The organism is Candidatus Spyradosoma sp. SGI.093, from assembly GCF_050314555.1.
Taxonomy (GTDB): domain Bacteria; phylum Verrucomicrobiota; class Verrucomicrobiia; order Opitutales; family UBA953; genus Spyradosoma.
The window spans coordinates 13601-37296 of the sequence record NZ_JBNPNH010000011.1 but is presented as its reverse complement, the minus strand read 5'-3'; the positions used below and the strand labels follow the sequence as shown (position 1 = coordinate 37296).

Genomic DNA, 23696 nt, shown 5'->3' with positions numbered 1-23696 from the left:
TTTTTTCAGAAACACTCGCCCCGCAACCCCGCAAAAACTCCTCCAAAAACACCTCTGAACACCCGGAAAACATCCTGAAACGACCCGAAAAACGGCGAAAAGGACGAAAAAGGACCTAAAGGACGAAAACGACGGAAACCGGCACGCGCCTAAAACGTAAGTAAATTTTAAGAACAAGTGAAGTTCCCCGGGGACGACGGGAAGCGTATCCGAAAATAAATTACGAGCTGAAGAGGGGGGGGGGGACGCCGAGCCTCAGACGTATCCGGATTTCGACTACAAAAAATCGCGGACGCGCGCCGAGGCGGGGCGCAAAAAACGGCGCTCCCGCGCGGGAACGCCGTTCTCGAAAATCTCCGGAACGCTTACGCTTCTTCGCCGTCGTCGGCGTCGGCGAGATCCTCGTCGTCCACGGGCGCTGCGTTGTGAATGAGCTTGCGGCGATTCTGCGGCACGGGCGAAAGCATCGCGGTGATGGAACGGCCCATGAGTTTGGGCTGATTGTCGAGCGTGCCGACGTGCGCGACGGCGTCGACCAGTTTCTGCACCGCTTCGAAACCATACTCGGGATGCTCAAGTTCGCGCCAGCGGAACATCAGCGTGACCTTCACCTTGTTCCCGTTGAAGAGAAACATCTCGGCAAGGCGCACCTTGACGAACAGATCGTGGTCGTCGATGCGCGGACGCAACTTGACCTCCTTCATCTTCGTGGCGGCCTGCTTCTGCTGCTTCTGCTTTTTGGACTCCTCGTAAAGATACTTTCCGTAATCGACGATGCGGCAGACGGGCGGCTGCGCGGTCGGAGCGATTTCGAGCAGATCGAGCCCGTGCAGGCGCGCGATCTCAAGCGCTTCCTTCGTTGCGATGACGCCAAGCTGCTCGCCCCGCGGGCCGATGCAGCGGATTTCGGGAACGCGGATGCGTTCGTTGCGGCGCGGACCGTTGTCGTGCCCGCGGCGGTTGTTTCTTCCGTCGCGGCCGTTTCCGTTGCGGTTCATTCCGGGACGCGCGGCGCTGTTGCCGCTAAATTGCTTGGGTGCTGCCATTCAGTTCCTTCGTTTGTTGAAAGATGAGAGAATCGTGAGCGATTTGCGCAAAAAGCACAATTTAAATTTCCGGCGCGGAAAGGCTCATTCGAGCGAAATCTTTTCGCCGGACGCGTAAAGCTCCTCCAGATTGTAGCGCACGCGCTGCTCCGCCGCGAAAACGTGCACGACGACGTCGAACGCGTCCACGACGCACCAGCCGCTGCCGGGCTCGTTCTGAATCCGCACCGTTCCCTCGGGAACGACGGCGTCGATCGCCTTCTCCAGCTCGATGCGGATGGAGCGCAGGTGCGGATCCGACGTTCCCGTCGCAAGCACGTAATAATCCGTCACGGAAGACGATTCGCCGACGCGGATCACCTCGACGTCGCGCGCCTTTTTCTCTTCGAGAGCGGCGACGCAGCGGCGGACCAGATCCATGCCGTGCCCGATTTTTTCGACGGGCGCCGCCGCCTTCTTCGCCTTCGCGCGCGTCGCGGCGGCGGCGGGCTTCTTCGCGCGCTTCGGCGCGGCCGCGGATCCGGAAGCGGTTTTCTTCTTTGCCGTTCCCGTCTTCGCGGGAACGCGTTTCGTCGCGGGAGCCTTTTTCCCGGCGGCGGATTCAGTCTTTTTCGGCATGAACGTAAAGATTGTTTTTGCGGATGATCCGAATGACGGAACGCGGCATGTAGCGCTCGAGCTCCTCATTGGAAAGCGTCGAAATTTTTTCGCGGATGAACGTCGAGCTGATGTCCACCGGAGGCACCGAAAGCGGCTCCACGCTGACGAACTTCGCGAGGTCGCCAGGAAGCGCGGGCAGCGAATTGCCGTCGCGGCACATCGCCGCGAAACGCACGATCCGCGCGAGCTCGCCGACGTCCTTCCAGGAGTCGAGCACGGCGAGCTGGTCCGCGCCGAGCAGCCAATAGAACTCCGCGAACGGGAACAGCTCCGCGAAATGCTTCGCCGTCTCCACGGAATAGCTTTTCCCGCCGCGCACGAGCTCCCAGTCGGAGACCTCGAAGCCCGAGCGCTTCTCGATAGCAGCGTTCAGCATCTCCAGACGCGCGTCGCCGGACGCGCTCGGCTCGCCTTCCTTGAGCGGCGAATGCGCCGCGGGAACGAAAATCACGCGGTCCAGCCCCAACGCGTCGCGCGCCGCTTCCGCGAGCGTCAGATGCGCGTTGTGAACCGGATCGAAACAGCCGCCGAAAATCCCGACCTTCTCGTGACGGTTGCGCCAGCGCCCCGTCGGCGGCACGGGATCCGCCCCGCCCGCGCAGAGCGGATTGCACCGCAGCACGCGATAAAACGACAGCGCCGTCCCCTTCAGAAATCCGTGACGCATGAGCGCCTGCCGCGCGTATTCCGAACACGACGGCGTGAAGCGGCAAAAGCCCTCCGACCCGAAAAACGCATGAAGCACCGGAGAAATCGCGCGGCGATAAAAGAAAATCACTCCCAGCGCGACGCGCACCGGAAAGCCCTTGATCAGTTTAAAAAAGTTCTTCTTTTTCATGGTTTTTCTTTGAAGCGGGGAGCGGCGGCCTTCCCGGAAAGCCTGGCGACGAGCCGCCTCGCGCCTTCCAGATACTTCGCCGTCAACTCCTTCACAGTTTGCCTCGAAAACGTCCCGCGCGCAATAACGATTACGTCCCATCCCGCGGGAAAAGCCTCGGGATGCGTCCGAAAAATCTGGCGGAAAACGCGCTTCGCCCGATTCCGGACGACGGCCCGCCGGCTCACCATTTTTTTGGAGGCGATGACGCCCAGCCGCGCGAACCCGCGCGTTTCCGCGCCGTCTTCCGCCGAAGGCGGAGCCGCATTCAACACAAAAGACCCGCAGTCATACCGCGAGCCTTCTGTTTTCAGACGAACGAAATCGGCTTGGCGCCGAAGTCTGGTCGAAGCGGAAAAACGCATGCGTTCCCGCGCGCTTAGTCGGCGAGACGCTTGCGTCCCTGAGCGCGACGATTATTGATCACCGCGCGACCGCCGCGGGTGCGCATACGAGCACGGAAACCGCACTTGCGCGCGCGGCAAAGTTTCGAAGGACGATAAGTCGGTTGCATAATGAATGTCTCCTGAATTTAAAGTTGAATTGCTGATGAAACAGCTTCGCGCCGAGCCTGTCAACAGCGTTTTTCCGAGCGTCAGCTTCCCGCCAGCGCTCCCGCGAGCGCGGCGCAGACCATCCAGACGAAAAGCGCCGTGCACACGAACAGCTTCACCAGCGTCGCCGCGATCGCGCCCGCGAGCGTCCCCAGCCCCGCCCGCGCGCTCCCGCCGCAGGTATTCCCGCCGAGATATTCGCCGACGAACGCGCCGACGATCGGACCCACGAGCAGCCCCAGCACCGCGCCGGGAATCCCCGCCATGAAAAGCGACAGCACCAGCGGGAACGCAATCGCGCCGACCAGCGCGCCGACGCCCCCGCGCCACGTCGCGCCGAATTTCACCGCGCCCCAGTAGCTCGACAGATAATCGAACACGAACGACGCCGCGACGAACGCGCCGGAAACCGAAATCGTCCACACGTTCACGCTCGGCAGCAGCGCCTCCGCCGGCGTCGCCAGAAAATAGACCAGGATTCCGCTCCACGCAAGCAGCGGCCCGGGAATCACGGGAACGAACACGCCGACCGTCCCGACCAGAATCGCCGAAAACGCCAGCACCAGCCAAAGAATCTCTCCGAGCGCTTCCATCGCCGAAAATGCTCCGCGCGCCTCACTTCGCGCCGACGGCCTTCTTGACGTCGCCCAGATTCGTCCCTTCGCAGACGAGCTCGCCCTTCTTCGCGTCGAACACGCGGAAATCCGGCACTTTGTTCACGCGGTATTTGATGAAGTAGCGCTGCGCCTCCATCGGCTCGGGCGTCGCCGCGAGCCACGGCATCTTCTCGCTCTTCAGCATCGCCGCGAGTTCGGCCTGCGTCTTGCCGTAGGTGACGACGACGATCTCCAGCTTGTCCTTGTTCTTTTTGTAAAATTCGACGAGCTGCTTCGTGAAGCGCGCGCAGTCCTTGTCCTTCTCCTTGACGCAGTAGAGCGCGAGATACTTTTTCTTCTTCAGCGCGGCGTCGGGCGCGACCGTCTTTCCGCCCGCGTCGAAAAATCCCGCCTTGAAGAACGACTTCCAGTTTTCGGGCGTTCCCGCCGACGAAGTCTCCTTTTCGCCCGTGATCACGCGGCGGATGATGCGCAGGTCGATCTCGTTCGCGACGAGCCGCTTGCCCGTCTTCGCGTCGAAGAACTGAAAATGCGGAATGCCCCGGATCCCGTAGCGGCGCAGATAGCCTTCCGTTCCCGCCGAGCCCTTCTTGCCCGTGAGCCAGGGCATCTTGTGGTCGCGCATGTACTTGAAGACTTCCTCCTCGTTCTTGTCGCAGCCGATGAGCACGACTTCGATCTGGCCCTCGAACTCCTTGTAGAACTCGACCAGCTTCGGTGTGAAATAGCGGCAGGGCGCGCACCAGGACGCCGACGCGTAGATCCCGACAAACTTCTTCTTCCCGAACGCCTCGCTCACGGAGACCTTCGTGCCGTCGGCGCGGAAAAGCCCCTCGGCGAAGACTTCCTTCCAGTTTTCCTTCGGCTCGCCCTGCGGCTTGGCGGGCGCGGCGTCCGCGGGAACGAGACTGCCGAAAAACGCGGCGCACACCGCGACGAGGGCGACGAACATATGGGGAATCTTTTTCATGCCGCACATTCTCGCGGGAACGCCGCTTTTTTTCAAACGCAAAGAACGCGAAGAAAAACCGCGTTAGAGGGGAAGCGACATTCCTGTCGCTTTTCGAAATCCGCCCGCACAAACTCCCCTTTAAGCTTTAAGCCTTAACCTTTAAGCTTTCTTTTTAACACAGAGGAACGGAGAAACAAAAAAACGGAGACTCGCGGGAACGTGCGGACACCGCGCGGCGGAAGTTCGCGCGCAGAAAATCGTGCGCCGCGGGAACGAAGGCAGGAATGCCTTCGCCCCCAAATGCTCGGAAACGCCAAGCCCCGAAGGGGCGGGATTGTTCAGCGTAGGGTTTCAACCCTACGTAAACGGACAAAAAACACATGCGCGCTGTAAGTGCGCGATTGCGGAAACGCGCATGGGAGCGGAGACGTCCACGTCTCCGCCGCGCTTACGTCCGATTCCGCGCGGCGGCGGGGAACGCCTTGTGAAGGAGCTGCGTGAGGAGCATCGTCAGCAGAACCGAGGCGGCGAAAAAGTAGATGCCGCAATGAATCTGCACGTCCACCAGGTCGCCGAGCTTCAGCGAAACCACCAGCAGCGCGATCACGAAAACGTCCAACATCGACCACTTGCCCCAAAACGAGAGCCGAGCCAACAGCCGTTCCCGCGTCGCCGCGTCCGCGTTTCCGAACACGACGTGTCCGAGCGCCGCCAGCTTCGTCAACGGAAACAGAATCGAAAACACGAGCACGACGACGAAGAGAAAAATCTGCCCTTGCGTCAGCAATTCCACTAGCCCGCTCGCGAGCGAAAACGTGTTCTTTTCGTCCACGAGCGTCGGATTTTCGTCGAAGAAATCCATGAGCCAGCGCGCGCCCTGCGCCAGCATGCTTCCTTCGTCGGCGGTCACGTCCCGCCCCGTGACATGCTTGCTGATCGTCGCCAACGGCAGAAAAATCCCGAGCGGATACGTGATCGCCGCCGCCCAGAACAGCCCGAAAACGCGGGTTTCCCAAGCTTCGTCGCAAGCCCGTCCGCAGCCCTCGTCTTCTTCGTCCGTCACCGTCTCGGCGACGCGTTCCCGCCCGCGATGATACTTGCGGAAAAGATCGTCCGGCGACCGCCCTTGCGCCCTCGGCGTCTCGTCATCGCAAACGGTCACGTCCTTTTCGGATTTCAGCACGAGCCGATTCCCGCAAAACGGACATTCGCCTTCCGCCGTCGTCTCCACCTGTTTGCCGCATCTCAAACAAAAAACGCGCATCGCCGTCATTTCCTCTCCGTTTCCGGGTTCGTGATTTCCCAGATTTCGATTCTTTCAACCTCGCCCTTCATGAAGATTTTCCAACGTCCCTCAAAAAAGCGCGATTCCGGAAGCGGCTTCGGAATTTTGAAGATGACGAATTCTTCCGTGCGTTCAAGCACGAGCGGACACATCTTCGGAGCGTCGCACGGCGGCTGCCGATCCAACAGGTGTCGAAGCGAGTCCAAACACTCCGGAAACGCCCGGAACACGCTGACCACCGCCAGTCCGAGCAGAATCAGAAACGCCGCCGCAATCGCCGCCGCCGCCAGACAGCACCTCGAAACGCGCCGTTTCTCTTGCGGCGCGCCTTCCCGCCCGGCGTCTTCGACGAGCGTTCCCGTCGCAGAGCAAATTCGGCTCGTCCACCCCCGAGCCTCCGGTTCGTCGGGCGGCACGGGTTCTTCGCGCTCGCGGTCTTCCGTGCGGAATTTCGGCTTCGACGGCGTTCCCGTTTCTGCCCACGCGCGAAATCTCCCGGCGTTCGCTTCGAAGAAAATCCAGCCGTCCGTTCCCGCGAGCGAAAGCGTCTCGCTGAATCTCCGAACGCGCGCTTCCGCGTCGCCGCCGAAAAACCTCGTCGTCCCCTTCGGGAGCTCCTCCGTCGGCGCGGCGTCGTGCCGACGCCTTTCCCAGCGCGCTTCCGGCTCGGGCGGCACGATCGTCTCGGCGCGGGCGCGCGCGATGAAGTCCGAGAACGCCTCGCTTTCCGTCGCCGCGACGACGTCCGTTCCCGCTAATTCCTCCGCCGCGCCCTCCGCAGCGAAAATCACCCAGCGGTGCGGACGCCCGCGCCTGTCGCGCCCGCCGTCGTAAAGACGAAAGACGCACGCGCGCCCCGAGGCGATCTTCATTCCCGCGACGCGGTCGGAGCCGCGCCAGTCGTTGCAGAAAATCGGATCCAGCTTCTCGGAGATTGTTCCCGGAATTCCTTTCACGTAAGCGGGAACGACGCTTCCGTCCGAACTCCGCCAATATTCCGACGAGGACGCAGGATTGCAGTAGTCAAAAGTGAAGAAACGCATGGCATGAATCAAAAATTACACATTTAGGCGTTGTTTATTGTACGACAAGAAAGATTACGAATTTGAAATAATTATGATTCCTGTAATGAATAAAGAGATGCATAAAATAATGATGGAGATGATGACGTCTCGCCGCGTCAGTCCATCTTGCTCTTCTTTCTTAGGCGTCACTCCCTCTTGCTCTTCTTTCTCAGGTATATTGGGGAATATATTGGGGAAAATGCACTCAACGACCTTCTCGAGTCCTCGGGAAGAAAAATTCGCTTTCGGGCGCAGAGAGAGCTTGCTTCCGGCGGCGTACTCCGTTTCCGCAACGGCGGCGACGAACGTGATGCAAAAATCCAAATTGATTTCATTGCGAAACAAAATCGCGTGCACCATAGGAAGGCAGCGCTCCAATGCGTTCTGCACAAAATTTCCGGAAATCCCCTGCACCTTCAGCCAATCCATGATTTGGTCGCTCTGAGAGAGCAGCAAGGCGAAGCGTTTTCGCTTCGCCTGCGCCCACTGCAGAAACGAGACGACGGGCACCTGGCAAGCGTCCAGCTCCATCGCGGTGGTCGCGCGAATCGCTTCCTGCAGATTCAGCAGAAACAAAACGACGTCCGCCGACTCGAGCTCCTGTTTGAGCGCGGAGAGATTTTCGTCAAGAAACTCATCTTCGTCCGCCGTGAAGATGGCGCGAATGTCCTGCCCGGGAGAGTCGATCACGCTCAGCGGATGGGACGCGCCGTCGGGCGTATGAAAGACCCATTTCAACGCCCCGAACGTTCCTGTCGGCGTGGACGGCGGCCAGTCCCGCTTGACCGTGAGAGTGTCCCAGTTCGTCGAGACGAATTTCGCCGTTCGCGGATTCTGATATTCCAGCCAAACTCCGTTCGCGAATGAATTTTGATAACGATGCGCGAGCACGGTCAGAAAAACCGTTTTCCCCGCGCCTTCCGTTCCGATTAAGCAAATCTTAGACATTTTAATTTCTTTATTTACCGAAATTTCATTATATTTTTATTGGATATGCCCTCTAATGTATTTTTCAATTAGTTCTAAACCGCCTCTACAGATAAACCAATATAATATCAGACCCCAAGAAAAACTCGAACACCCCAAACACCCCATTCCCGTTTCGGACTCATCTTTCTTTTTAGGGACGTTTTCATGATTCTTCAAAGGAGCCTCAGCTTTTTTCTTTGCATGGTGCAGGTAGGTATAATCATCGTTTTTCATTGTTTATTCCCGCTTTCTATGATTCTGCTTTGCCCTTTATTCACGATCCAAATAATCCGGATGGAGACAAGCGTAGAGATGACGTCGAACAAACAACTCCAAAATCCTTCCGCCAACGCGAATTGAAACTTATGAGGGTAGTATTCGAGCAATTCAAGCAGTTCTGGAGAACGGATTTCATAGAAAACGAAAATTCCGCACGCCATAGAAAAAATCCACCATATGATTATGATTCCGGAAGTCCGAGACCAATCTCGATTCTCGGGCTTGACCGCAAGGTTATAAATACGTTTAAGACCTTTGTAAGGATAGAAGATGTTGACGATGGGGATGTAGGAAGACGCCGCATAAAATCCGGGGCGCAAATCCAGTTTTCCTTTCGTCATCGCGACGGCGTTTTTCGCGGTGCGGTAATTCCAAATAATCATCAATACAATCGCTATAAGATAGACGAATGCGAACGGAACCGGCAAATTTTCCCCCGCGAGGAGACTATATAAGTCCCAAAATTCTTCTTCCGCCTCCACCCCGTTTTCCACACAAAGATAGAAATTGGCGTAAGCGAACACGTCCCATAACGATAAAATTCCAGACAGCGCCTGAATGAAAATCAGGACGGATGAAATCCCTCCTATCGGACGCATTTCGGGAATAGAGACCGGAGAAGTTTCCGTGTCGAGCGGAGATTTTTTTAAGGGAGCGGCGGAATGTTCATTCCCCGAAGCTCCCGAATGAATGTAAGTGTAATCGTCGTTTTTCATGACTGTATCCTTGGTAAATTCAGCGGTTTTCCGAAAGCATTTTCAGCCAGTTTTCCATGAGCGGCGTTCCCGCGTATTTTCGGGAGATTTTCGCGCTCCACACGGGATCGAGCAGATTCTTCGCGCGTCCCTCCGCCCGCAGGTTCTGAAGGGCGCAGAGCGCGAGTCCGCCGAGAAACCCCAAGCGTGAATTGAGGCTTTCGATGCGTCCGTCGGTGTCTTTCAGCTGCAGAATCCGCCCGCACACGTCCGCGACGCCGGAATCGCGCCACGCGGCGGCGTCGCGTTCCGCGCGCGCCGTCTGCGCCTGCTTGTTCTTGACGAAGCGGATTTGAGGGCATTCGGGCGCGAGCGCGGGAGCGTAACGCGCGCGCCAGCGGCGGCGATCGTTTTCGTCCCAGTCTTCGCCGTTGGTGACGATGACGTCGTCGCAGCGCGCGGCAAGGTATTCCCTGTAGAAATCGAGCTCGGCTCTTTGAATTCCCTGCTCGGAGAGCACGACCCAAAAAATCTGCGCGACGTCGTTGTTGAGAAAGTCGCGGACGGTCGCGTTGTCCTGCGCGCCCGCCGTTCCCGCGGCGCCGAAGCCCGGCGTATCGACGAGCGTCAGCCCGCCTTTGAGCACCTCGGCGGGAACGCCGACTTCGATTCGTTTCCACTCGTGAGCGTCGCCGCCGTCGTCGTGCGCGACCATGGAACAGAGCTGTTCGTGCAGCTGCGCGGCGTCGTCGAATTCCCATTTCCCGGGAAGCGCGGCGGAATTCGGGCTTTCGGCGAGAATGTAGCGCGTCGCGGAATGGCGGAATTCCACGATGTCCGACGTACAGGGACGGTTGCCCGTAGGCGCGACGCGTTCGCCGAGAACGGCATTGAGAAGTGAGGATTTTCCGACGTTCCCGAGCCCGACCACCGCGATTTTGTAATCGGAAGTCGTGCGGAGGCTGCGTTCCCGCATGCGCGAGAGTTCGCGAAGAAATCCTCCGAAAAAGGCTTTCCGCTTTTCATCGCACTTGTTCTGCGGGAAGTTCCGCGAAATGCAGAAGAGCGTGAGCAGGTCTTCGATGGATTCTCTGGAGACGAGTTCCGTCATGGCGTCGTCACTCCTTGTCGTCCGTTCCTTCAACGAGCAGCTGCAGTCGTCGGAACGACACCTCGTCTTTCTTGGCGATCCTCGGATCGGCGGCGTTGCGCTCCGCGTCTTCTAGCGCCTCCTCGACGGCGGCGATGCGCCGATCCAAATTGAGACGGTATTCCTTGATCAGCGACTTCACCAGTTTTCGGAACTGCGGAATGCGCTCGGTCCTCAAAGCGCTGAACGTGCGGCGGACGTTGTCGTCCATGATGTCCTGCAGATTGTTTTTCTTGCGCGCTTTCGAGATGCCCCAGGAAACGGCGACGGCGGCTCCGCCGAGCCCGGCGAGCGTCCAGCCGATGGGGCCGGCGAAAGCCGCGATCGCCGCGGGAACCGTGGAGGCGGTGGTGACGGTGGAATTTACCCCGAAAAAGGTAAAAGCCGCTCCAAGGATTCCCGTATAGGCGGGCGCGGTGGAAACGGCCGTGGTCGTCAGCCCGCCGATGACAGTCGAAGCGAGCGCGCCGCTACCCGCCAAGGCGGTGCCGAGCGCGGCGCCCTTGACCACCGTCGTGTCGAATTCGGTACGGATGCTCGGCGTGCCGCCCGCGTCCGTGCAGACGGCGGGATAGCGCGTTTCGAATTCTTCCGTCAGATCGCGGAAACGGCGCTCCATTTCGCCGAAGACGGGAAGGAGCTCGCTTTCGAGCGTTTTGTTGAAAAATCCGGGAAGCGACTTTTCGAGTCCGCCCACGCTGATGATTCCCGACGAAGAAATCTTCGCCGCGATTTTTCCGGCGACGGAACGTTCGATCTGCGGGAGGCGACTTTCCGCGTCGTCCACCGCCGCGTTCCACTCCGACTCGAAGCGATCTTCCGCCATCTCGCGGGATTTTTCCAGATTCTTTTTCTCCTTGGAGAGACGTGTGCGCGTCGCCGCCAGTTCTTCCGCGGATTTTCCCGCCGCGAACGTCCGCGCGCGCAGACCTTCCAAGACGGGCGAAGCGGCTTCGAGAATCCTGGCGTAAAAACGTCGCTTGGCGACCTTGCCGCGTTCCCGCCGAAGAAAATCTTCGACGTCCGCCCAAAGCTCGTCGACGCCGCTTCCGGACCACTTGCCTTCGTAAGCGTTTTTCGCCGAAATCTTCCGCATGGCGGGAACGCTGACGCCGATCGAGTTCAGCTGCCTGCGGTTGTGTTCCACGCACTCGGCGAGCTCGTCTTCGTCGGTCGTGTCCGCTTTATTTACGGCGACGAAAAGATTGTCGATTTCCGCGCCGCGGACTTCCTTGAGCATGTCGAGCTCCTGCTCGTTGATCGGCATGCGCGCGGTCGTCAGCAGAATCACGGCGTCGCTTTGAGGCAGAAACTGGTGTACGATCTGGTCGTGGTGCCCGTGAATCGAACCGACGCCGGGCAGATCGACGAGCGTGACGTCGTTGAGACGGGAATCGAAAGGCCCGACGACGCGAAGAAGCTGGACGCTCTTTTTGTTCTCCGGATTTTCTTCTTCCGTCGCGTAGGAACGGATTTCCTGCGGCGCGATCTGCACGGAAGAGCCGTCGCGGAAAACGGCTTCCGCCGTGAATTCTTTTCCGCAGGAAAATGAGGTGGTGCAACTCGTCGCGGGGAGTTTGTCGATGGGCGCGAGCATGTCGTCGCTGCGTCCGAGGAGGGCGTTGATCAGCGTGGACTTGCCGCGTTTCGCCAGCCCCATGACGGAGATGACGAATTTGTCCGCACGGAAGGCGGAAACGGCGGAGTCTATCATCTCGGCGGCGGGGGAATCGTTTTCCTGCTCGCAGACGGCGCGGATTTCCTGCGCCCAGTCGAGGAGCTGCTGTTTGGAAGATTCTTCGGGTTTCATGGTTTGTTTTCTTCTGTTCGAGGTTTGAAAGGGTTTTCGCGCGGGAGCGTCAGTTCGCGGGGACGTGTTTTTTGCCGCGCGGGTTGGCGCTGCAGTGACCCGCGGTGAGCAACGCCACGGTCTGGGCGCGCGCGCCGCAGTAGCGGCAGACGGCATACCGGCGCTCGAGCTTCTTCGGTCGGCGCAGCACGACGTGCTTGCCCGAAGGCGAGTTCGCGCACGCGCCCATCGAGAGCAGCTTCGCGGTCGGCGCGGTGCGCCCGCAGTATTTGCACGTCACGCTTTCGGCGCGGATCCGTTCGAGCGTCTCCAAGGAATACACGCCGAGCCCGCGCGCGGGAACGTTCCCGCCGCAGTCGGCGCATGCGAGCGCGCTCCCGCACGTCGCGGCGAACAGCGCAAAAAAGGCGAAAATCGGAATCAGGTATTTCATTGCTTTTCGGGAGCTCTTTTTTCGAGGTCGGCGAGGAGGCGGGCGGCTTCGGCGGAGGGCGCGTCGTTTTCGGCGAACGCGGGAACGGCGGCGGCGAGCAGGAGGAAAAAGGGAAGCGATGTTTTCATGATCTTGCGGAATCGAGGTTCAAAAAATCGAGCGCGGAGAGAAATTTAGGGACGCGCAAAGCGGCAGCGAAAGCGGTGAAACTTTCGTCGAAACGGGGACGAAAAGGGCTCGTGAGGCTCCGCCTCAGGAAAGGCGAGCTACGATATAATGGGGGGGGTATTCAGAGCGAGCGCAGCATCACGGAAGCTCGCCGATTCGGAGAGAAGCGGGAACGGGGCGAGAGGCGATGCGGGATGAAGAGTCATCGTATGCGATGTTACGCCCGAGCGCGCGCGAGCGTCAACGAAAATGAAAGAATGAACAAACCGGCTCGGGAAGGAACGAAAGAAAAACCGCGAAGGCAAAGAAAGTTAAAGAAAAGTTTTTAGAGGGGAAGCGACATGGCTCCACGCTTCGCTTACCTGTCGCTTTTCGAAATCCTTCCGCACAAATTTTTCCCGCGGATTCCGCAGATTTCCGCAGATTTTTGGGAACCGCGAATTTCCGCGAATGAACGCGAATTTCACGGGAGGGTAAGCGTCTCGCTTGCCCTGCGAAAAACCGCGAAGTCAAAGGAAGTTAAGGGAAGTTTGAACCGGAAAGGCGCAGAAGAGAAAGGAGGAGAAGAAAATGAAACACAGAAAGAACGGCTTCAGTGAATAACAGATAATGAATAACAAATAGTTCTCGCTTAGGTTTTTGCTTAGGCAAAAACTTTGAACACATCATTATCCATTATCCGTTATCCATTATTCACTTTATTTCTGCGGTTTGGGCAGGAGGAAGAAGAGGACGCCGCAGACGAACATCAGCGCGCCCGCGACGGCGAGCGTCGTCGTGAGCGGAACGCCCTGGTCCTTGAACCAGCCGCCGAAGAACGAAATCAGCGCGCCGACGCCCGCCGACGTGAGATTCAGCAGACCGTAGCCGGTCGCGGAATAGCGTTCGTCGATGTGCGAGCGCATGACGGGCATCAGCGTCGCGTCCAGCGAGCCCTGCGCCACGCCCTGCATCGCGACGAGCGCGAGCATCGCGTAGAGCAGCCAGCTCACACCGCCGAGCGTTCCCGCGAGCATGACCGCGAGCACGACGCACGGTCCCGCGACGGCGAACGAAATGCCAGGAACGAGCGCGCGCGCCTTGAGGTTTTTCTGAACCCAGCGGTCCGCGATGATCGCCGCGACGATGACGGCGACGTATTTCGCGATGGAGCTCCACAGCGTCGCCTGCGGACCGGCTTCGCCCGCGCTGAGGCTGAACGTGTCCTGCAGCAGAGTCGGATACCACGTGAGCAGGAACCAGTTGCCCGCGCCCGCGAACGCGACGACCGTCAGCAAAATCCACATCGGGCGCGAGGCGAGGAGGCTGCGGAAGACCTGCGAGCCGGAAAGTTTTTCGAAGTCGGCGGGAGCGGCGGCCTTCGCTTCGGCGGCGGGAACGGCGGCGTCCTCGCGGCGCGCCTGTTCGCGCGCGTTGTCGGCGGGTGCCTTGCTCGGGTCGCGCAGCAGCACGATGAGCACGAAGCCGTAGAGCACGCCGATGAGACCGAAGAGCGCGAACGTCATGCGCCAGCCGATCGCGTCGGACATCGTCGCGCCGAAGCCCGCGAGCGCCATGCCCGCGTAGATGCCGCTCATGTGAATGCCGGTCGCGAGCGAGCGCGTGCTCCCGCGGTGGTAGTCGGTGATGAGCGCGAGCGCCGCGGGAATGTAGAACGCCTCGGAGACGCCCATCGCCGCGCGCGCGATGAAGAGCGTTTCGTAGTCGCGCGCGTGCCCCGTCCACCACGTCACCGTGGACCACACGACGAGCGAGCCCAGAATCACGAGCCGGCGCGAATAACGGTCGGCGAGGAAGCCGCCCACGGGGCTCAGCACGGCGTAGATGACGAGGAACGCCGAGGTGATCAGCCCGAACTGCGCGTCCGTCATCGGAATGTCCTCGACGATCGGCGCACGCACCACGGAGAGCAGCTGGCGGTCGAAGTAGTTGAGCATCACGACGATCCACAGCAGCCCGACGGCGATCCACGCCCACAGGCCGGGCTTCGTGTTCGGGTCGGCGAGGCTCACGACGTTGCGCACGCCCTTGCGCCACGCCTGAAACGCGACGATCGCGACGACGGCGAGCATCAGCGCGATCACGAGCGCGTCGAAGGTCGGCGACGTTCCCGTCTCCGGATTTTCGAGTGTTTTGATGTAATTGACGATGGAGTTCATAAAGGGTGAGAGGGCTTTCGGTTTCTGGGAACCGGGCGACGGTCAGCGCCTGTCGCCCGCGGCGCGGCGGATTTTGATGCGGCAGCAGTCGGGAGAGCGGAAGCCGGGCTTGAGTTCGCCGCAGACGAAATAAATCGAGTAGTCTCCGCCGCGGACGGCGCTTGCACCGGCGCGGGCGGTCGCGGGAACGGTCGCGAGCTTTTCCCATTTTGCGTTCCCGTCGGCGTCGAACGAAAGGCGCAGCACATCCGCGTTGAATTTATACCATGCGGGTTCGTGGCGCAGATAATCCGGCGCGGGATTTTCGAGCGCGTCCTTGAAGATTTTCGCGTTCACGCCGCCGAAGATGAGCATGCCGCCTTCGCCGTCCTCTACGGCGCAGGAGCCGACCAGGCCCGCTTCGGAAACGCTTTCCGGCAGCGGCGGGAGCGTTTCCCATTTGTTTTCTCTCGGATAATAAATCACGCCCGAGCGGTCGAGCGTCGCCGTTTTCGTCGCCTTGTCGAAATAAAAACCGCCGACGAGCGCGAACGCGTCCCCGCGCGGCGTCGCGACCAGCGCGGCAACGGGCTGGACGCGCGGCGCGCCCGGGAAGTCCGGAAGCGGCTTCCACGTATAATTGCGGTAGCCGGTAAACCAGGGAAATGGTCGAGGTTCGTTTTCTCCGTAAGGCACGCTTTCGCAGACAAGCCGGAATGCCTTGTTTGAAGGAACACCGTTGAAGTTTCCTCCGGCAACGTATTCTTTGCCGAATGCGGTGCCGAATGCGGCGGCATTGTCGATCGTTCCCGGAAATTTTTCCGTTCGCGACTCCGGCGCCGGATCTACCAGCGCGTCTTCCGGAATGATCCACGGCGCGATCGAACCTTCCCAAATCCGCGATTTCACTTTGCCGGTTTCATTTTCTCCCCCGAAAAAATAATCTCCGCACGCGACGCCGTATGCCGCCGGTTCCGGCAGTTTCCCCTTATCGACTTTCCACGCGTCCGCGCCTTTTTCGAGAATCCAGATCGTGTCGTAGAACTTTTTCTTGCCGCCGTCCGCCGGGCCTTTTTCCGGGAACAGCGCCCCGCCCGCGACGGCAAGCTTGCCCTGACCATTGTGGCGAATGAACGCACCCGCGACGCCCTGCGGCGGATTCGTGCCTTCGACGACGAGCGGCGGGAGCGCTTCGACGGAGACTTCCCAGCCGGGCGCGACGTCCGTCACGGGCAGTTTTTCTCCGCCGGACGCGGGAACGCAGAACGCCGCGAGCGCGGCGACGAGAAACGCGGAAAAGCTCTTTCGGTTCTTCATGGGGAAAGCGGTTCGGGAAAAGTTTTCCGTCATTCTGCGCGAAACCCTTCCTCCCCGCAAGGAAAGAAACCGCGGGCGGGGACGGCGGATTTTCCTTTTGCCTTTGTTCGCAAAAGCGTCTCAAATACGGGGGATGAAAAAATCCGCCCCCAAAGTCAATTTCACGGAGATGCTCGCGTCCGTCGGGCTGCGCAACACGGCGCCGCGGCTCGCGATCTGGGACGCCGCCTACCATTACGACGGCCATTTCACGGCGGAAGACCTGCTCAACGCCGCGCGCCGCAAGCACAAGAAGATCTCCCGCGCCACGGTCTATCGCGCGCTGCCGGACCTCGTACGCTCCGGCGTGCTGAGCGAGCTCGACATCGGCAGGGACTTCAAATACTACGAAAGCACGCGCAACGCGGGCACGTTCAAGGGCCACATCGTGTGCAGCAACTGCGAAAAGATCATCGAGTTCGACGCGCCGTTCATGGACTGGTACGGGCGCGCGATCGCGGAAAAGAACGGGCTCGTCTTCCTGTCGCAGCACCTGCAGATCACCGCGCAGTGCCCGAACTGCTCGTGCAGGAACCACAAGCCGAAGCGCGGCAAGTCCGCTCCCGCCGCGGACGCGCCGTGCCGCAAGCGCGCGAAGAAGTGACGCAAAGGCGGAGAACCGATGAACGACGGGACAAACGATGAACGACGAAACTTCCGAAAAAACAGAAAAGCTTAAAAGCTTAAAAGCTGAAGAGAAAATTTCCTTTAAGCCGTTCGGCTTTTCAGCTCTTAAGCCTCTCTTCCTCCCGGCGCTCGCCCTCGCGCTCCCGCTCGCGGCCGCCGCGGCTCCGGCGAATTCGGCGCGCCTCGCGGCGGAAATGACCGCCGTTCCCGCGGGCGACCTCGCCGCCGCGACGGAAAACTTTCTCGGCGAAAAGCGCGTCGCCTGGCGCGGCGAGCGCGTGCTCGTGCGCGTGAAGACGACGCTGCCCGCGCGCGCGAAGCTCTCGGCGGAGCTCGTTTCCGCCGCCGGCGCCCGCGTTCCCGCGCGCGCGGAATACGTGCGTTCGACGCTCGGCCAGGGCGGCGTTCCCGTCGCCGACGTCGTCGAGCCCGCGGGAACGCCGTTCAGGATTCCCGCGGGAGAGGCCTTCGTGCTCGTTTCGGCGGACGTTCCCGCCGACGCCGCGCCCGGCGCCTACGCGCTGAATTTCTCCGTGAACGGCAGGGCGCGCAAGGCCGCCGACGTCGAAGTCCTCCCGCTCGCGCTCCCGCCGCCGCGCGCGTGGAAGATCCACCTCGATCTGTGGCAGCACCCGGAAGCGGTCGCGCGCTGGACGGGCGCCAAGCTCTGGTCGCGGGAACACTTCGCCGCGATGCGCCCGATGATGCGCCGCCTCGCCGACGCGGGGCAGAAAGTCATCACCTGCTCCATCATCGAAGAACCGTGGGACCACCAGACGCGCGACGACTGGAGCTCGATGGTCAAATGGCGCCGCACGCGCGCGGGAACGTGGAAGTTCGACTACGCCGCGTTCGACGCCTACGTCTCCTTCATGCGCGAAATCCTCGGCGAGGACGCGCAGATTTCCTGCTACACGATGGTCTCGTGGTCGCTGAAGACGACGTATTTCGACGAGGCGGCGGGCGCAGAGAAGACCGTCTCGCTCGATCCCGCCTCGCCCGACTACGACGCGACGTGGAAGGCGTTTCTGACGGACTTCCGCACGCACGTCGCGAAAAAGGGCTGGCTCGAAAAGACCTGCATCGCGCTCGACGAGCGCCCCGACGCGCTCGTGAACGCCGCCCGCGCCGTCGTCGAAAAATACGCGCCCGAGCTCAAGATCGTCTCCGCCGTGGACCGCCCGACGAAGATGGCGCCGTTCGTCCACGACATCTCCGCGGCGTTCCAGCACTCCGGCGGCGTCGCCGAGCTCGCGGACGCGCGCCGCGCCGAAGGCCGCACGACGACGTTCTACGTCTGCACCTCGCCCGCGAAGCCCAACACGTTCCCGCATTCCTCCGCCGCGGAGCCGCACTGGCTCCTGCTCTACGCCGCCGCCGCGCGCTTCGACGGCTTCCTGCGCTGGGCCTACAATTCCTGGGTCGAAAATCCCTTCGCCGACTGCCGCTGGCCGCAGCGCGCCTGGCCCGCGGGAGACTGCTTCCTCGTCTATCCCGGCGACCGCACGACGCCGCGCTTCGAAACGCTGCGCGACGGCGTCGAGGACTTCGAAAAAATCCGCATTCTCGAGGAACGCGCCGCGCTCCCGGGCGCCGACGCGAAGCTGAAGAGCGCCGTCGCCGAGCTCCGCGCCTTCCTCGAAGGCGCCTTCACCGTGCAGGCGGGCTACGGCGACGCGCACGCCGCCCAGGTCCGCGAAGCGCGCGCGCGCATCGACCGCGCCTCCGCCCTCGCGGCGAAAACCCCCGAACGCGCCGCCGGCGCTCCCGCACGATGAATTCCCGCGAACGCTTTCTCGCCGCCTGCCGCTGCGAAAAAACCGACCGCCCGCCCGCGTGGATCATGCGCCAGGCGGGGCGCTACCTGCCGGAATACCGCGCGCTCAAGGCGGGGCGCGATTTCCTGACGCTCGTGCGCACGCCGGAGCTCGCCGCCGAGGCCACGCTGCAGCCCGTCCGCCGCTTTCCCGCGCTCGACGCCGCGATCACGTTCAGCGACATTCTCGTGATTCCCGAAGCGCTCGGGCAACCCTACCGCTTCGACGAAAACGGCGTCGCGATGGAATTCACGCTCGATTCCGCCGAGGCGATCGCGCGGCTCGCGCCCGCGGAAGCCGTTCCCGAAAAGCTCGCCTACGTCGCGGCGACGCAGCGGATTCTGCGGCGCGAACTCGGCGACGCGCGCGCCCTGCTCGGCTTCGCGGGAACGCCCTGGACGCTCGCGACGTACATGGTCGAAGGCGGCTCCGCGAAACAGTTTTCGAAAATCAAGGCGCTCGCCTGGGAACGCCCGCGCGACTTCGAGGCGCTGATGGAAAAGCTCTCCGACGCCGTCGCCGCGTATCTGAACATGCAGATTGAAGCCGGCGCGGACGCGATTCAGCTCTTCGACTCCTGGGCGGCGCTCTGCGCGGCGGACGAATACGAGCGCTTTTCGCTGCGCTGGATCCGCAGAATCGTCGCCGCCCTGCCCGCGCGCGTTCCCGTGATCGTCTTCGCGAAGGGCATGGCGCACTTCGCCGCGGAAATCGCGGACGCGGGCGCGAGCGTGCTCGGCGTGGACTGGACGCGCGACCTGCGCGACGTCCGCCGCGGCGTTCCCGCGGGAACGCGCCTCGCGCTGCAGGGCAACCTCGATCCCGCCGTGCTGAATTTCGCGGACGTCGCCGTCGTGCGCGCCCGCGCGCGCGCGCTGCTCGACGCGACGGCGGGCGAACGCGGATTCATCTTCAATCTCGGGCACGGCATTCAGCCCGCCGCGAGAGTCGAAAACGTCGCCGCCGTGCTGGAGGAAATCGCCCGATGAACGCCGCCGACCGCATCCGCGTCGAAAAAATCCGCGTCTTCGGCAGGCACGGCGTCTTCCCCGAAGAACGGGAACGCGGGCAGGATTTCTTCGTCTCGCTCGAGCTGGAGCTCGACCTGCGCCGCGCGGGCGAAACCGACGCGCTCGACGAGACCGTGAACTACGCGGACGTCGTCGCCGCCGTCGTCGCCGTCGTTTCCGGCGAGCCGGTGAACCTCATCGAACGCCTCGCGGAAAAAATCGCGGGAACGCTGCTGCGGAATTTCCCGAAGCTCGCGCGCGTCGCCGTCGAAGTGCACAAACCGGGCGCGCCGCTCCCCGCGCCCGTCGCGGACGTCTCCGTCCGCATCCTCCGCGCCCGGGAGCCGTCCGACCGATGACCCGCCGCCGCGTCATTCTTCTTTTCGTTCTGGCGTTCGCCGCGCTCGCGGCGGTCGTGCTCTCCTGCGTCGCGGGAACGACGGACATCGCGGTCGCGGACGTCTTCGGCGCGCTGAAGTCCGCGCTCACGGGCGTGCCGGACGACGGCGACGCGGCGCGCGCGATCGTCTGCGAGATCCGTCTGCCGCGCGCGGTCGCCGCGCTGCTCTGCGGCGCGGCGCTGGGTTCGGCGGGCGCGGCGCTTCAGGGGCTTTTCCGCAATCCTCTCGCGGATCCGGGGCTGATCGGCGTCTCTTCGGGCGGGTCGCTCGGCGCGCTGCTGGTCTTCGCGTTCGCGGGCGAAGCGCTCGCGCGCGTTCCCGCCGCGGCGCACGCGTTCGCTCTGCCGCTCGCGGCGATGGCGGGCGCGCTCGCGGTGACGCTGCTCGTGCTCGCGCTCTCGGGAACGCTGGGGCGGATGCGCGTCGGCGGCATGCTGCTCGTCGGCATCGCGGTCAATTCCGCGATTTCGGCGGTCGCGGGGCTGATTCTTCATTTTTCCGCGGACAGCCAGATCCGCACCTATCTTTTTTGGATGCTCGGCGGGCTGGACCGCGCGGAATGGCGTCTCGTCGCGCCCGTCGCGCTCTTCACGCTCGCGGGTCTGCTGGCGCTGCCGCGTTTCGCGCGCGACCTCGATGTGCTCGCGCTCGGCGAGGCGGAGGCGCATTTCGCGGGCGTGAACGTGAAGCGGCTGCAGCGCGCCGTCGTCTGGATTTCCGCGGGCATGGTCGGCGCGGCGGTCGCGATCGGCGGGATGATCGGCTTCGTCGGGCTCGTCGCGCCGCATCTCGTGCGCCTCGTCTTCGGGCCGGCGCACCGCTTTCTCGTTCCCGCGTCGGGGCTGACGGGCGGGCTGCTGCTGATCGCGGCGGACGTCGCGGCGCGCGCGCTCGGCGGGGCGGCGGAGCTGCCGCTCGGCGTCGTCACCGCGCTCATCGGCGCGCCGTTCTTCCTCGGCATTCTGCTGAGAGGCGAAAGGAGCGCGGCATGAGTTTTTCCGCGAAGAATCTCGTGCTCGTCCGCGGCGGGAAACGCGTGCTCGACGGCGTTTCGGCGAGCGTTCCCGCGGGCGCGCTCACGGTCGCGCTCGGGCAGAACGGCGCGGGCAAATCCACGCTGCTGAACGTGCTCGCGGGAGGCGTCGCGCCGGATTCGGGCGAAGTCTTCTGCGACGGCGCGCCGCTGAAGTCGCTGCGTTCCCGCGAACTCGCGCGGCGCCGCGCCGTGCTCGCGCAGTCCACGCGCTCGGTCTTCGACTTCACGGCGGAGGAGACCGTGCTGCTCGGCCGCGCGCCGTGGATCGACGGCTCGGAGACGCGCCGCGACCGCGAAATCGCCGCGTCCGCGCTGCGCGTCGTCGGGCTCGCGGGCTTCGAAGACCGCCGCCTCTCGACGCTCTCCGGCGGCGAGCTGCAGCGCGTGCAGATCGCGCGCACGTTCGCACAGGGCATCACGCCGACGGGCACGCCGACGACGTTTTTCCTGGACGAGCCGCTCGCCGCGCTCGACTTCCGCCATCGTCTCGAAATCATGCACTGCCTGCGCGACCTCGCGCGCGCCGGGAACGCCGTCTTCGTCGTCCTGCACGACCTGAATCTTTCGCTGCGCTTCGCGGACCGCGTGCTCGTGATGCGCGAGGGGAAAATCGCGCTCGCGGGAACGCCGCGCGACGTGCTCACGCCGCCCAATCTGGCGGAAGTCTTCGGCGTGCGCGCGGAAATCGTCCTCCGCGGCGGCGAGCCCTTCGTCTGCATTCTGGACAAAACCTGAAAACGCGCGGAAACGGACGAGGCGCCCGAAAATCGAAAATTGCCTTTCCGCGCGGGAACGCCGAAAATGCGCGCCGATGATCACCACGGACATCGAAGCGTTTTTCGCCGCGATCACGGTTCTCGCCGTCGCGGCGTTCCTCGTCGTCGAATTCTGGAACCAGCGGCGGGAACGCAAGACGCTCGACCGCGAACGCGTCCGTTCCGTGTACTGCTGCACGCGCTGCGGGAAGATTTATCTGGAGCCGGCGCCGAAACGCGGCGCTCCCGAGCCCGCGGACGACACCGAGCTCCCCTGCCCGCGCTGCGGACGGAAGAATTTCCGCATGCGCTTCTGAGCGTTCCCGCCCGCGGGAAACCTCCCTTTAAGCTTTAAGCTTTCCCTTGGATGTGCGCGAGGACGGCGGAGAATTTGCTGTCGATCTCGCGGAATTCCTTTTCGGGAACGCTGCCCGCCACGAGCCCGGAGCCCGCGAAGAGCCGGATCGCGTTCCCGCTTATTTCCGCGCAGCGGATGCCGACGGCGAAAAAGCCTTCGCCGCGCGCGTCGAAGAAACCGAGCGGCCCCGCGAAATCGCCGCGCGGGAACGGCTCGGTCGCGAGGATTTCCGCGCGCGCCGCCTCCGCGGGAACGCCGCACATCGCGGGCGTCGGGTGCAGCGCCGCGACGCATTCGAGCACGCCGAGCCCCGCGGGAACGCGCGCGCGGATCGGCGTGCGCAGGTGCAGAATGTTCGGCAGCACGACGATTTCCGGCGTTTCCGGAAATTCCGGCTCCGCGCCGAGCCGACGCAGTTTTTCCGCGATGAAGTCGATGACGGCGCGATGTTCCCGCCGTTCCTTGTCGTCGGCGAGCAGGCGCGCGCCGAGCGCGGGAACGTCCGCGCCGGGGAAATTCGGGATCGAGCCGGCGAGCGCCTCGGTCTCGAGCGCGCCGTCGCGCAGGCTCACGAGCGTCTCCGGCGAGGCGCCGAGAAACGTCTTCCCCGCGCGCGCGACGCAGAAGATCGTGCAGTTTTTTTCGAAGCGCTCGTGAAGTTTGCCCAGAATCGGCGCGACGGGAATCGGGCTTTCGGCGCGGGCTTCAATCGCGCGCGCGAGCACGAGCTTGCGCAGCGTTCCCGCGCCGATTTCGTCGAGAATCTTCCGCGCCGCAGGCAGATACCAGGCGCCGCCGATTTCGCGCGGCGGGGGAATGGGCGGCACTTTTTCCGCGCCTTCGGGAACGGCGCGAGAGAGCAGCGCGTCCAGCTCCGCGCGGAGCATCTCCGGCTCGGCGCGTTCGCCTTCCGCGAGATTGCGCGCGACGAAGACCGCGTTCCCGCGGCGGGAAATCTCCCACTTCGGGCGCAGCGAAAACGTCTCCGCCGCGTCGAAGGAAATCGCGCGGAACGTCTTCCCGGGCGCGTCGGCGCCGAGCTCGCCGATTCCCATTTCCGCGACGCCGCGCGAACGGTTCTCGACGAGAAATTTCGTCTCGGCGGGAACGCGCGCGAGCGCCGAAAAGACTTCCGGCGGCTGCGGCGGGAACGCGAATCGGCGAAGCATGGCGGACGGGAACGAGAGCTTAAAGATTAAGGCTTTAAAGCTTAAAGGAAGCGTTCGGGATTTTTGAACGTCTCCGGGGAAATCCCCTGCTTTCAGGCTTTCTTCTTCGGCAGCAGCATCTTCAGCGGCATCAGCTTCATGCTGTCGGGGAAGGAAATCGTCCGCCCCGTCTTTTCGCTGACCATCCGGAAGATTTCCTGCACCCACGGCTTCGTGGCGCGCAGCTCCGAGTAGTGAAGATTCATTTTCCCGTCGGAGACGGAATAGCACAGGTCCGCGACCTCGAGCGTGACGACTTCCGGCTCGCCTTTGAGCGCGAGCGAAATCGAGACGTTCCCGCGGCTGAAATCGAACGCCGTCACTTCGCCGACTTCGCCGAAGCGCTGATTGAGAAAGGTGACGACCTGCTGGTTGATGTTGAAGTTGAACATGTTTTTTGTGATGAATTTCGGTTGAGAAAAAATCGTCCG

Annotated in this window: 28 protein-coding genes; 8 read left to right on the top strand and 20 right to left on the bottom strand. The window is 62.4% G+C overall.

Going from position 1 to position 23696, the window contains the following annotated elements:
* Positions 1-365: 365 nt before the first annotated feature.
* From infC to ACQREB_RS08485, 16 genes are all read right to left on the bottom strand, one after another.
* Entirely contained in the window at positions 366-998 is a 633-nt protein-coding gene (infC, locus tag ACQREB_RS08560; protein WP_427767713.1) for a translation initiation factor IF-3, read from the bottom strand.
* A gap of 132 nt (positions 999-1130) precedes the next feature.
* Positions 1131-1664, bottom strand: a complete 534-nt coding sequence (gene rsfS, locus ACQREB_RS08555; protein WP_427767710.1) for a ribosome silencing factor — start codon at positions 1662-1664, stop codon at positions 1131-1133.
* Complete coding sequence (gene nadD, locus ACQREB_RS08550; protein WP_427767708.1) at positions 1648-2544, bottom strand: nicotinate-nucleotide adenylyltransferase; 897 nt, start codon at positions 2542-2544, stop codon at positions 1648-1650. Before nadD ends, rsfS begins: the two co-directional genes overlap by 17 nt.
* Positions 2541-2948 carry a ribonuclease P protein component gene (rnpA, locus tag ACQREB_RS08545; RefSeq protein ID WP_427767706.1) on the bottom strand — a complete coding sequence of 136 codons (408 nt, stop codon included), beginning with the start codon at positions 2946-2948 and terminating at the stop codon, positions 2541-2543. Before rnpA ends, nadD begins: the two co-directional genes overlap by 4 nt.
* Positions 2949-2962: 14 nt before the next feature.
* Positions 2963-3097 (bottom strand): 50S ribosomal protein L34, encoded by a 135-nt coding sequence (gene rpmH / locus ACQREB_RS08540; RefSeq protein ID WP_427767703.1) that lies wholly within the window; start codon positions 3095-3097, stop codon positions 2963-2965.
* An 81-nt stretch (positions 3098-3178) separates the two neighbouring features.
* Positions 3179-3730 carry a DUF456 domain-containing protein gene (locus tag ACQREB_RS08535; RefSeq protein ID WP_427767701.1) on the bottom strand — a complete coding sequence of 184 codons (552 nt, stop codon included), beginning with the start codon at positions 3728-3730 and terminating at the stop codon, positions 3179-3181.
* 22 nt (positions 3731-3752) lie between these two features.
* The gene (locus ACQREB_RS08530; protein WP_427767698.1) at positions 3753-4724 is read right to left on the bottom strand and encodes a thioredoxin-like domain-containing protein; all 972 of its coding nucleotides are present in this window, start codon (positions 4722-4724) and stop codon (positions 3753-3755) included.
* A gap of 430 nt (positions 4725-5154) precedes the next feature.
* Positions 5155-5955, bottom strand: coding sequence for a paraquat-inducible protein A (locus ACQREB_RS08525; protein WP_427767696.1), 801 nt, complete (start codon positions 5953-5955; stop codon positions 5155-5157).
* Positions 5956-5975: 20 nt separating this feature from the next.
* Positions 5976-7034: a hypothetical protein gene (locus ACQREB_RS08520; RefSeq protein WP_427767695.1), complete on the bottom strand. Its 1059-nt coding sequence runs from the start codon at positions 7032-7034 to the stop codon at positions 5976-5978.
* Between the two features lie 54 nt (positions 7035-7088).
* The gene (locus ACQREB_RS08515) at positions 7089-8003 is read right to left on the bottom strand and encodes a hypothetical protein (RefSeq protein ID WP_427767693.1); all 915 of its coding nucleotides are present in this window, start codon (positions 8001-8003) and stop codon (positions 7089-7091) included.
* Positions 8004-8039: 36 nt separating this feature from the next.
* Entirely contained in the window at positions 8040-8258 is a 219-nt protein-coding gene (locus ACQREB_RS08510; protein WP_427767691.1) for a hypothetical protein, read from the bottom strand.
* Positions 8255-9019, bottom strand: a complete 765-nt coding sequence (locus tag ACQREB_RS08505) for a DUF4328 domain-containing protein (RefSeq protein WP_427767689.1) — start codon at positions 9017-9019, stop codon at positions 8255-8257. Before ACQREB_RS08505 ends, ACQREB_RS08510 begins: the two co-directional genes overlap by 4 nt.
* 19 nt (positions 9020-9038) lie before the next feature.
* Positions 9039-10109, bottom strand: coding sequence for a dynamin family protein (locus ACQREB_RS08500; RefSeq protein ID WP_427767686.1), 1071 nt, complete (start codon positions 10107-10109; stop codon positions 9039-9041).
* A 7-nt stretch (positions 10110-10116) separates the two neighbouring features.
* The gene (locus ACQREB_RS08495) at positions 10117-11958 is read right to left on the bottom strand and encodes a dynamin family protein (protein WP_427767683.1); all 1842 of its coding nucleotides are present in this window, start codon (positions 11956-11958) and stop codon (positions 10117-10119) included.
* 49 nt (positions 11959-12007) lie between these two features.
* Positions 12008-12391 carry a hypothetical protein gene (locus tag ACQREB_RS08490; RefSeq protein ID WP_427767680.1) on the bottom strand — a complete coding sequence of 128 codons (384 nt, stop codon included), beginning with the start codon at positions 12389-12391 and terminating at the stop codon, positions 12008-12010.
* Complete coding sequence (locus ACQREB_RS08485; RefSeq protein WP_427767677.1) at positions 12388-12519, bottom strand: hypothetical protein; 132 nt, start codon at positions 12517-12519, stop codon at positions 12388-12390. Before ACQREB_RS08485 ends, ACQREB_RS08490 begins: the two co-directional genes overlap by 4 nt.
* 381 nt (positions 12520-12900) lie before the next feature.
* On the opposite strand from ACQREB_RS08485, the gene ACQREB_RS08480 reads away from it, so the two are divergent.
* Complete coding sequence (locus ACQREB_RS08480; protein WP_427767675.1) at positions 12901-13158, top strand: hypothetical protein; 258 nt, start codon at positions 12901-12903, stop codon at positions 13156-13158.
* A 99-nt stretch (positions 13159-13257) separates the two neighbouring features.
* Here the strand turns inward: ACQREB_RS08480 and ACQREB_RS08475 are convergent, their stop codons facing one another.
* Together ACQREB_RS08475 and ACQREB_RS08470 are read right to left on the bottom strand one after the other, a co-directional pair.
* On the bottom strand, positions 13258-14718 hold the full coding sequence (locus tag ACQREB_RS08475) for an MFS transporter (protein WP_427767672.1): 1461 nt from the start codon (positions 14716-14718) through the stop codon (positions 13258-13260).
* A 42-nt stretch (positions 14719-14760) separates the two neighbouring features.
* The gene (locus ACQREB_RS08470) at positions 14761-16014 is read right to left on the bottom strand and encodes a hypothetical protein (RefSeq protein ID WP_427767670.1); all 1254 of its coding nucleotides are present in this window, start codon (positions 16012-16014) and stop codon (positions 14761-14763) included.
* Between the two features lie 133 nt (positions 16015-16147).
* Here ACQREB_RS08470 and ACQREB_RS08465 point away from each other — a divergent pair, with 133 nt between their 5' ends.
* From ACQREB_RS08465 to ACQREB_RS08435, 7 genes are all read left to right on the top strand, one after another.
* Positions 16148-16657 carry a Fur family transcriptional regulator gene (locus ACQREB_RS08465; RefSeq protein ID WP_427767667.1) on the top strand — a complete coding sequence of 170 codons (510 nt, stop codon included), beginning with the start codon at positions 16148-16150 and terminating at the stop codon, positions 16655-16657.
* Positions 16658-16694: 37 nt separating this feature from the next.
* Positions 16695-18458, top strand: a complete 1764-nt coding sequence (locus ACQREB_RS08460; protein ID WP_427767664.1) for a DUF4091 domain-containing protein — start codon at positions 16695-16697, stop codon at positions 18456-18458.
* The gene (gene hemE / locus ACQREB_RS08455) at positions 18455-19486 is read left to right on the top strand and encodes a uroporphyrinogen decarboxylase (RefSeq protein WP_427767662.1); all 1032 of its coding nucleotides are present in this window, start codon (positions 18455-18457) and stop codon (positions 19484-19486) included. Before ACQREB_RS08460 ends, hemE begins: the two co-directional genes overlap by 4 nt.
* Positions 19483-19866, top strand: a complete 384-nt coding sequence (gene folB, locus ACQREB_RS08450) for a dihydroneopterin aldolase (protein ID WP_427767660.1) — start codon at positions 19483-19485, stop codon at positions 19864-19866. Before hemE ends, folB begins: the two co-directional genes overlap by 4 nt.
* Positions 19863-20900: a FecCD family ABC transporter permease gene (locus ACQREB_RS08445; protein ID WP_427767657.1), complete on the top strand. Its 1038-nt coding sequence runs from the start codon at positions 19863-19865 to the stop codon at positions 20898-20900. The genes folB and ACQREB_RS08445 overlap by 4 nt, the downstream gene beginning before the upstream one ends.
* A complete protein-coding gene (locus ACQREB_RS08440) occupies positions 20897-21679 on the top strand; it encodes a heme ABC transporter ATP-binding protein (RefSeq protein WP_427767655.1) in 783 nt (260 codons plus the stop codon). The genes ACQREB_RS08445 and ACQREB_RS08440 overlap by 4 nt, the downstream gene beginning before the upstream one ends.
* A 76-nt stretch (positions 21680-21755) precedes the next feature.
* Positions 21756-22016, top strand: a complete 261-nt coding sequence (locus tag ACQREB_RS08435) for a hypothetical protein (protein ID WP_427767653.1) — start codon at positions 21756-21758, stop codon at positions 22014-22016.
* A 34-nt stretch (positions 22017-22050) separates the two neighbouring features.
* Here the strand turns inward: ACQREB_RS08435 and ACQREB_RS08430 are convergent, their stop codons facing one another.
* Positions 22051-23226, bottom strand: a complete 1176-nt coding sequence (locus ACQREB_RS08430; RefSeq protein WP_427767652.1) for an isochorismate synthase — start codon at positions 23224-23226, stop codon at positions 22051-22053.
* A 92-nt stretch (positions 23227-23318) separates the two neighbouring features.
* A complete protein-coding gene (locus ACQREB_RS08425) occupies positions 23319-23657 on the bottom strand; it encodes a hypothetical protein (RefSeq protein WP_427767651.1) in 339 nt (112 codons plus the stop codon).
* Between the last annotated feature and the right edge of the window lie 39 nt (positions 23658-23696).

Bases quoted from the DNA above. Each gene is read 5' to 3' on its own strand.
- rpmH (WP_427767703.1), bottom strand. From the start codon at position 3,097: ATGCAACCGACTTATCGTCCTTCGAAACTTTGCCGCGCGCGCAAGTGC.
- ACQREB_RS08510 (WP_427767691.1), bottom strand. From the start codon at position 8,258: ATGAAAAACGATGATTATACCTACCTGCACCATGCAAAGAAAAAAGCT.
- nadD (WP_427767708.1), bottom strand. From the start codon at position 2,544: ATGAAAAAGAAGAACTTTTTTAAACTGATCAAGGGCTTTCCGGTGCGC.
- ACQREB_RS08460 (WP_427767664.1), top strand. From the start codon at position 16,695: ATGAACGACGAAACTTCCGAAAAAACAGAAAAGCTTAAAAGCTTAAAA.
- ACQREB_RS08500 (WP_427767686.1), bottom strand. From the start codon at position 10,109: ATGACGGAACTCGTCTCCAGAGAATCCATCGAAGACCTGCTCACGCTC.
- ACQREB_RS08475 (WP_427767672.1), bottom strand. From the start codon at position 14,718: ATGAACTCCATCGTCAATTACATCAAAACACTCGAAAATCCGGAGACG.
- ACQREB_RS08435 (WP_427767653.1), top strand. From the start codon at position 21,756: ATGATCACCACGGACATCGAAGCGTTTTTCGCCGCGATCACGGTTCTC.
- infC (WP_427767713.1), bottom strand. From the start codon at position 998: ATGAACCGCAACGGAAACGGCCGCGACGGAAGAAACAACCGCCGCGGG.
- ACQREB_RS08495 (WP_427767683.1), bottom strand. From the start codon at position 11,958: ATGAAACCCGAAGAATCTTCCAAACAGCAGCTCCTCGACTGGGCGCAG.
- ACQREB_RS08480 (WP_427767675.1), top strand. From the start codon at position 12,901: ATGGCTCCACGCTTCGCTTACCTGTCGCTTTTCGAAATCCTTCCGCAC.
- ACQREB_RS08430 (WP_427767652.1), bottom strand. From the start codon at position 23,226: ATGCTTCGCCGATTCGCGTTCCCGCCGCAGCCGCCGGAAGTCTTTTCG.
- rsfS (WP_427767710.1), bottom strand. From the start codon at position 1,664: ATGCCGAAAAAGACTGAATCCGCCGCCGGGAAAAAGGCTCCCGCGACG.
- ACQREB_RS08470 (WP_427767670.1), bottom strand. From the start codon at position 16,014: ATGAAGAACCGAAAGAGCTTTTCCGCGTTTCTCGTCGCCGCGCTCGCG.
- ACQREB_RS08515 (WP_427767693.1), bottom strand. From the start codon at position 8,003: ATGTCTAAGATTTGCTTAATCGGAACGGAAGGCGCGGGGAAAACGGTT.
- hemE (WP_427767662.1), top strand. From the start codon at position 18,455: ATGAATTCCCGCGAACGCTTTCTCGCCGCCTGCCGCTGCGAAAAAACC.
- ACQREB_RS08425 (WP_427767651.1), bottom strand. From the start codon at position 23,657: ATGTTCAACTTCAACATCAACCAGCAGGTCGTCACCTTTCTCAATCAG.
- folB (WP_427767660.1), top strand. From the start codon at position 19,483: ATGAACGCCGCCGACCGCATCCGCGTCGAAAAAATCCGCGTCTTCGGC.
- ACQREB_RS08485 (WP_427767677.1), bottom strand. From the start codon at position 12,519: ATGAAAACATCGCTTCCCTTTTTCCTCCTGCTCGCCGCCGCCGTTCCC.
- ACQREB_RS08465 (WP_427767667.1), top strand. From the start codon at position 16,148: ATGAAAAAATCCGCCCCCAAAGTCAATTTCACGGAGATGCTCGCGTCC.
- ACQREB_RS08445 (WP_427767657.1), top strand. From the start codon at position 19,863: ATGACCCGCCGCCGCGTCATTCTTCTTTTCGTTCTGGCGTTCGCCGCG.
- rnpA (WP_427767706.1), bottom strand. From the start codon at position 2,948: ATGCGTTTTTCCGCTTCGACCAGACTTCGGCGCCAAGCCGATTTCGTT.
- ACQREB_RS08520 (WP_427767695.1), bottom strand. From the start codon at position 7,034: ATGCGTTTCTTCACTTTTGACTACTGCAATCCTGCGTCCTCGTCGGAA.
- ACQREB_RS08440 (WP_427767655.1), top strand. From the start codon at position 20,897: ATGAGTTTTTCCGCGAAGAATCTCGTGCTCGTCCGCGGCGGGAAACGC.
- ACQREB_RS08530 (WP_427767698.1), bottom strand. From the start codon at position 4,724: ATGAAAAAGATTCCCCATATGTTCGTCGCCCTCGTCGCGGTGTGCGCC.
- ACQREB_RS08490 (WP_427767680.1), bottom strand. From the start codon at position 12,391: ATGAAATACCTGATTCCGATTTTCGCCTTTTTTGCGCTGTTCGCCGCG.
- ACQREB_RS08535 (WP_427767701.1), bottom strand. From the start codon at position 3,730: ATGGAAGCGCTCGGAGAGATTCTTTGGCTGGTGCTGGCGTTTTCGGCG.
- ACQREB_RS08505 (WP_427767689.1), bottom strand. From the start codon at position 9,019: ATGAAAAACGACGATTACACTTACATTCATTCGGGAGCTTCGGGGAAT.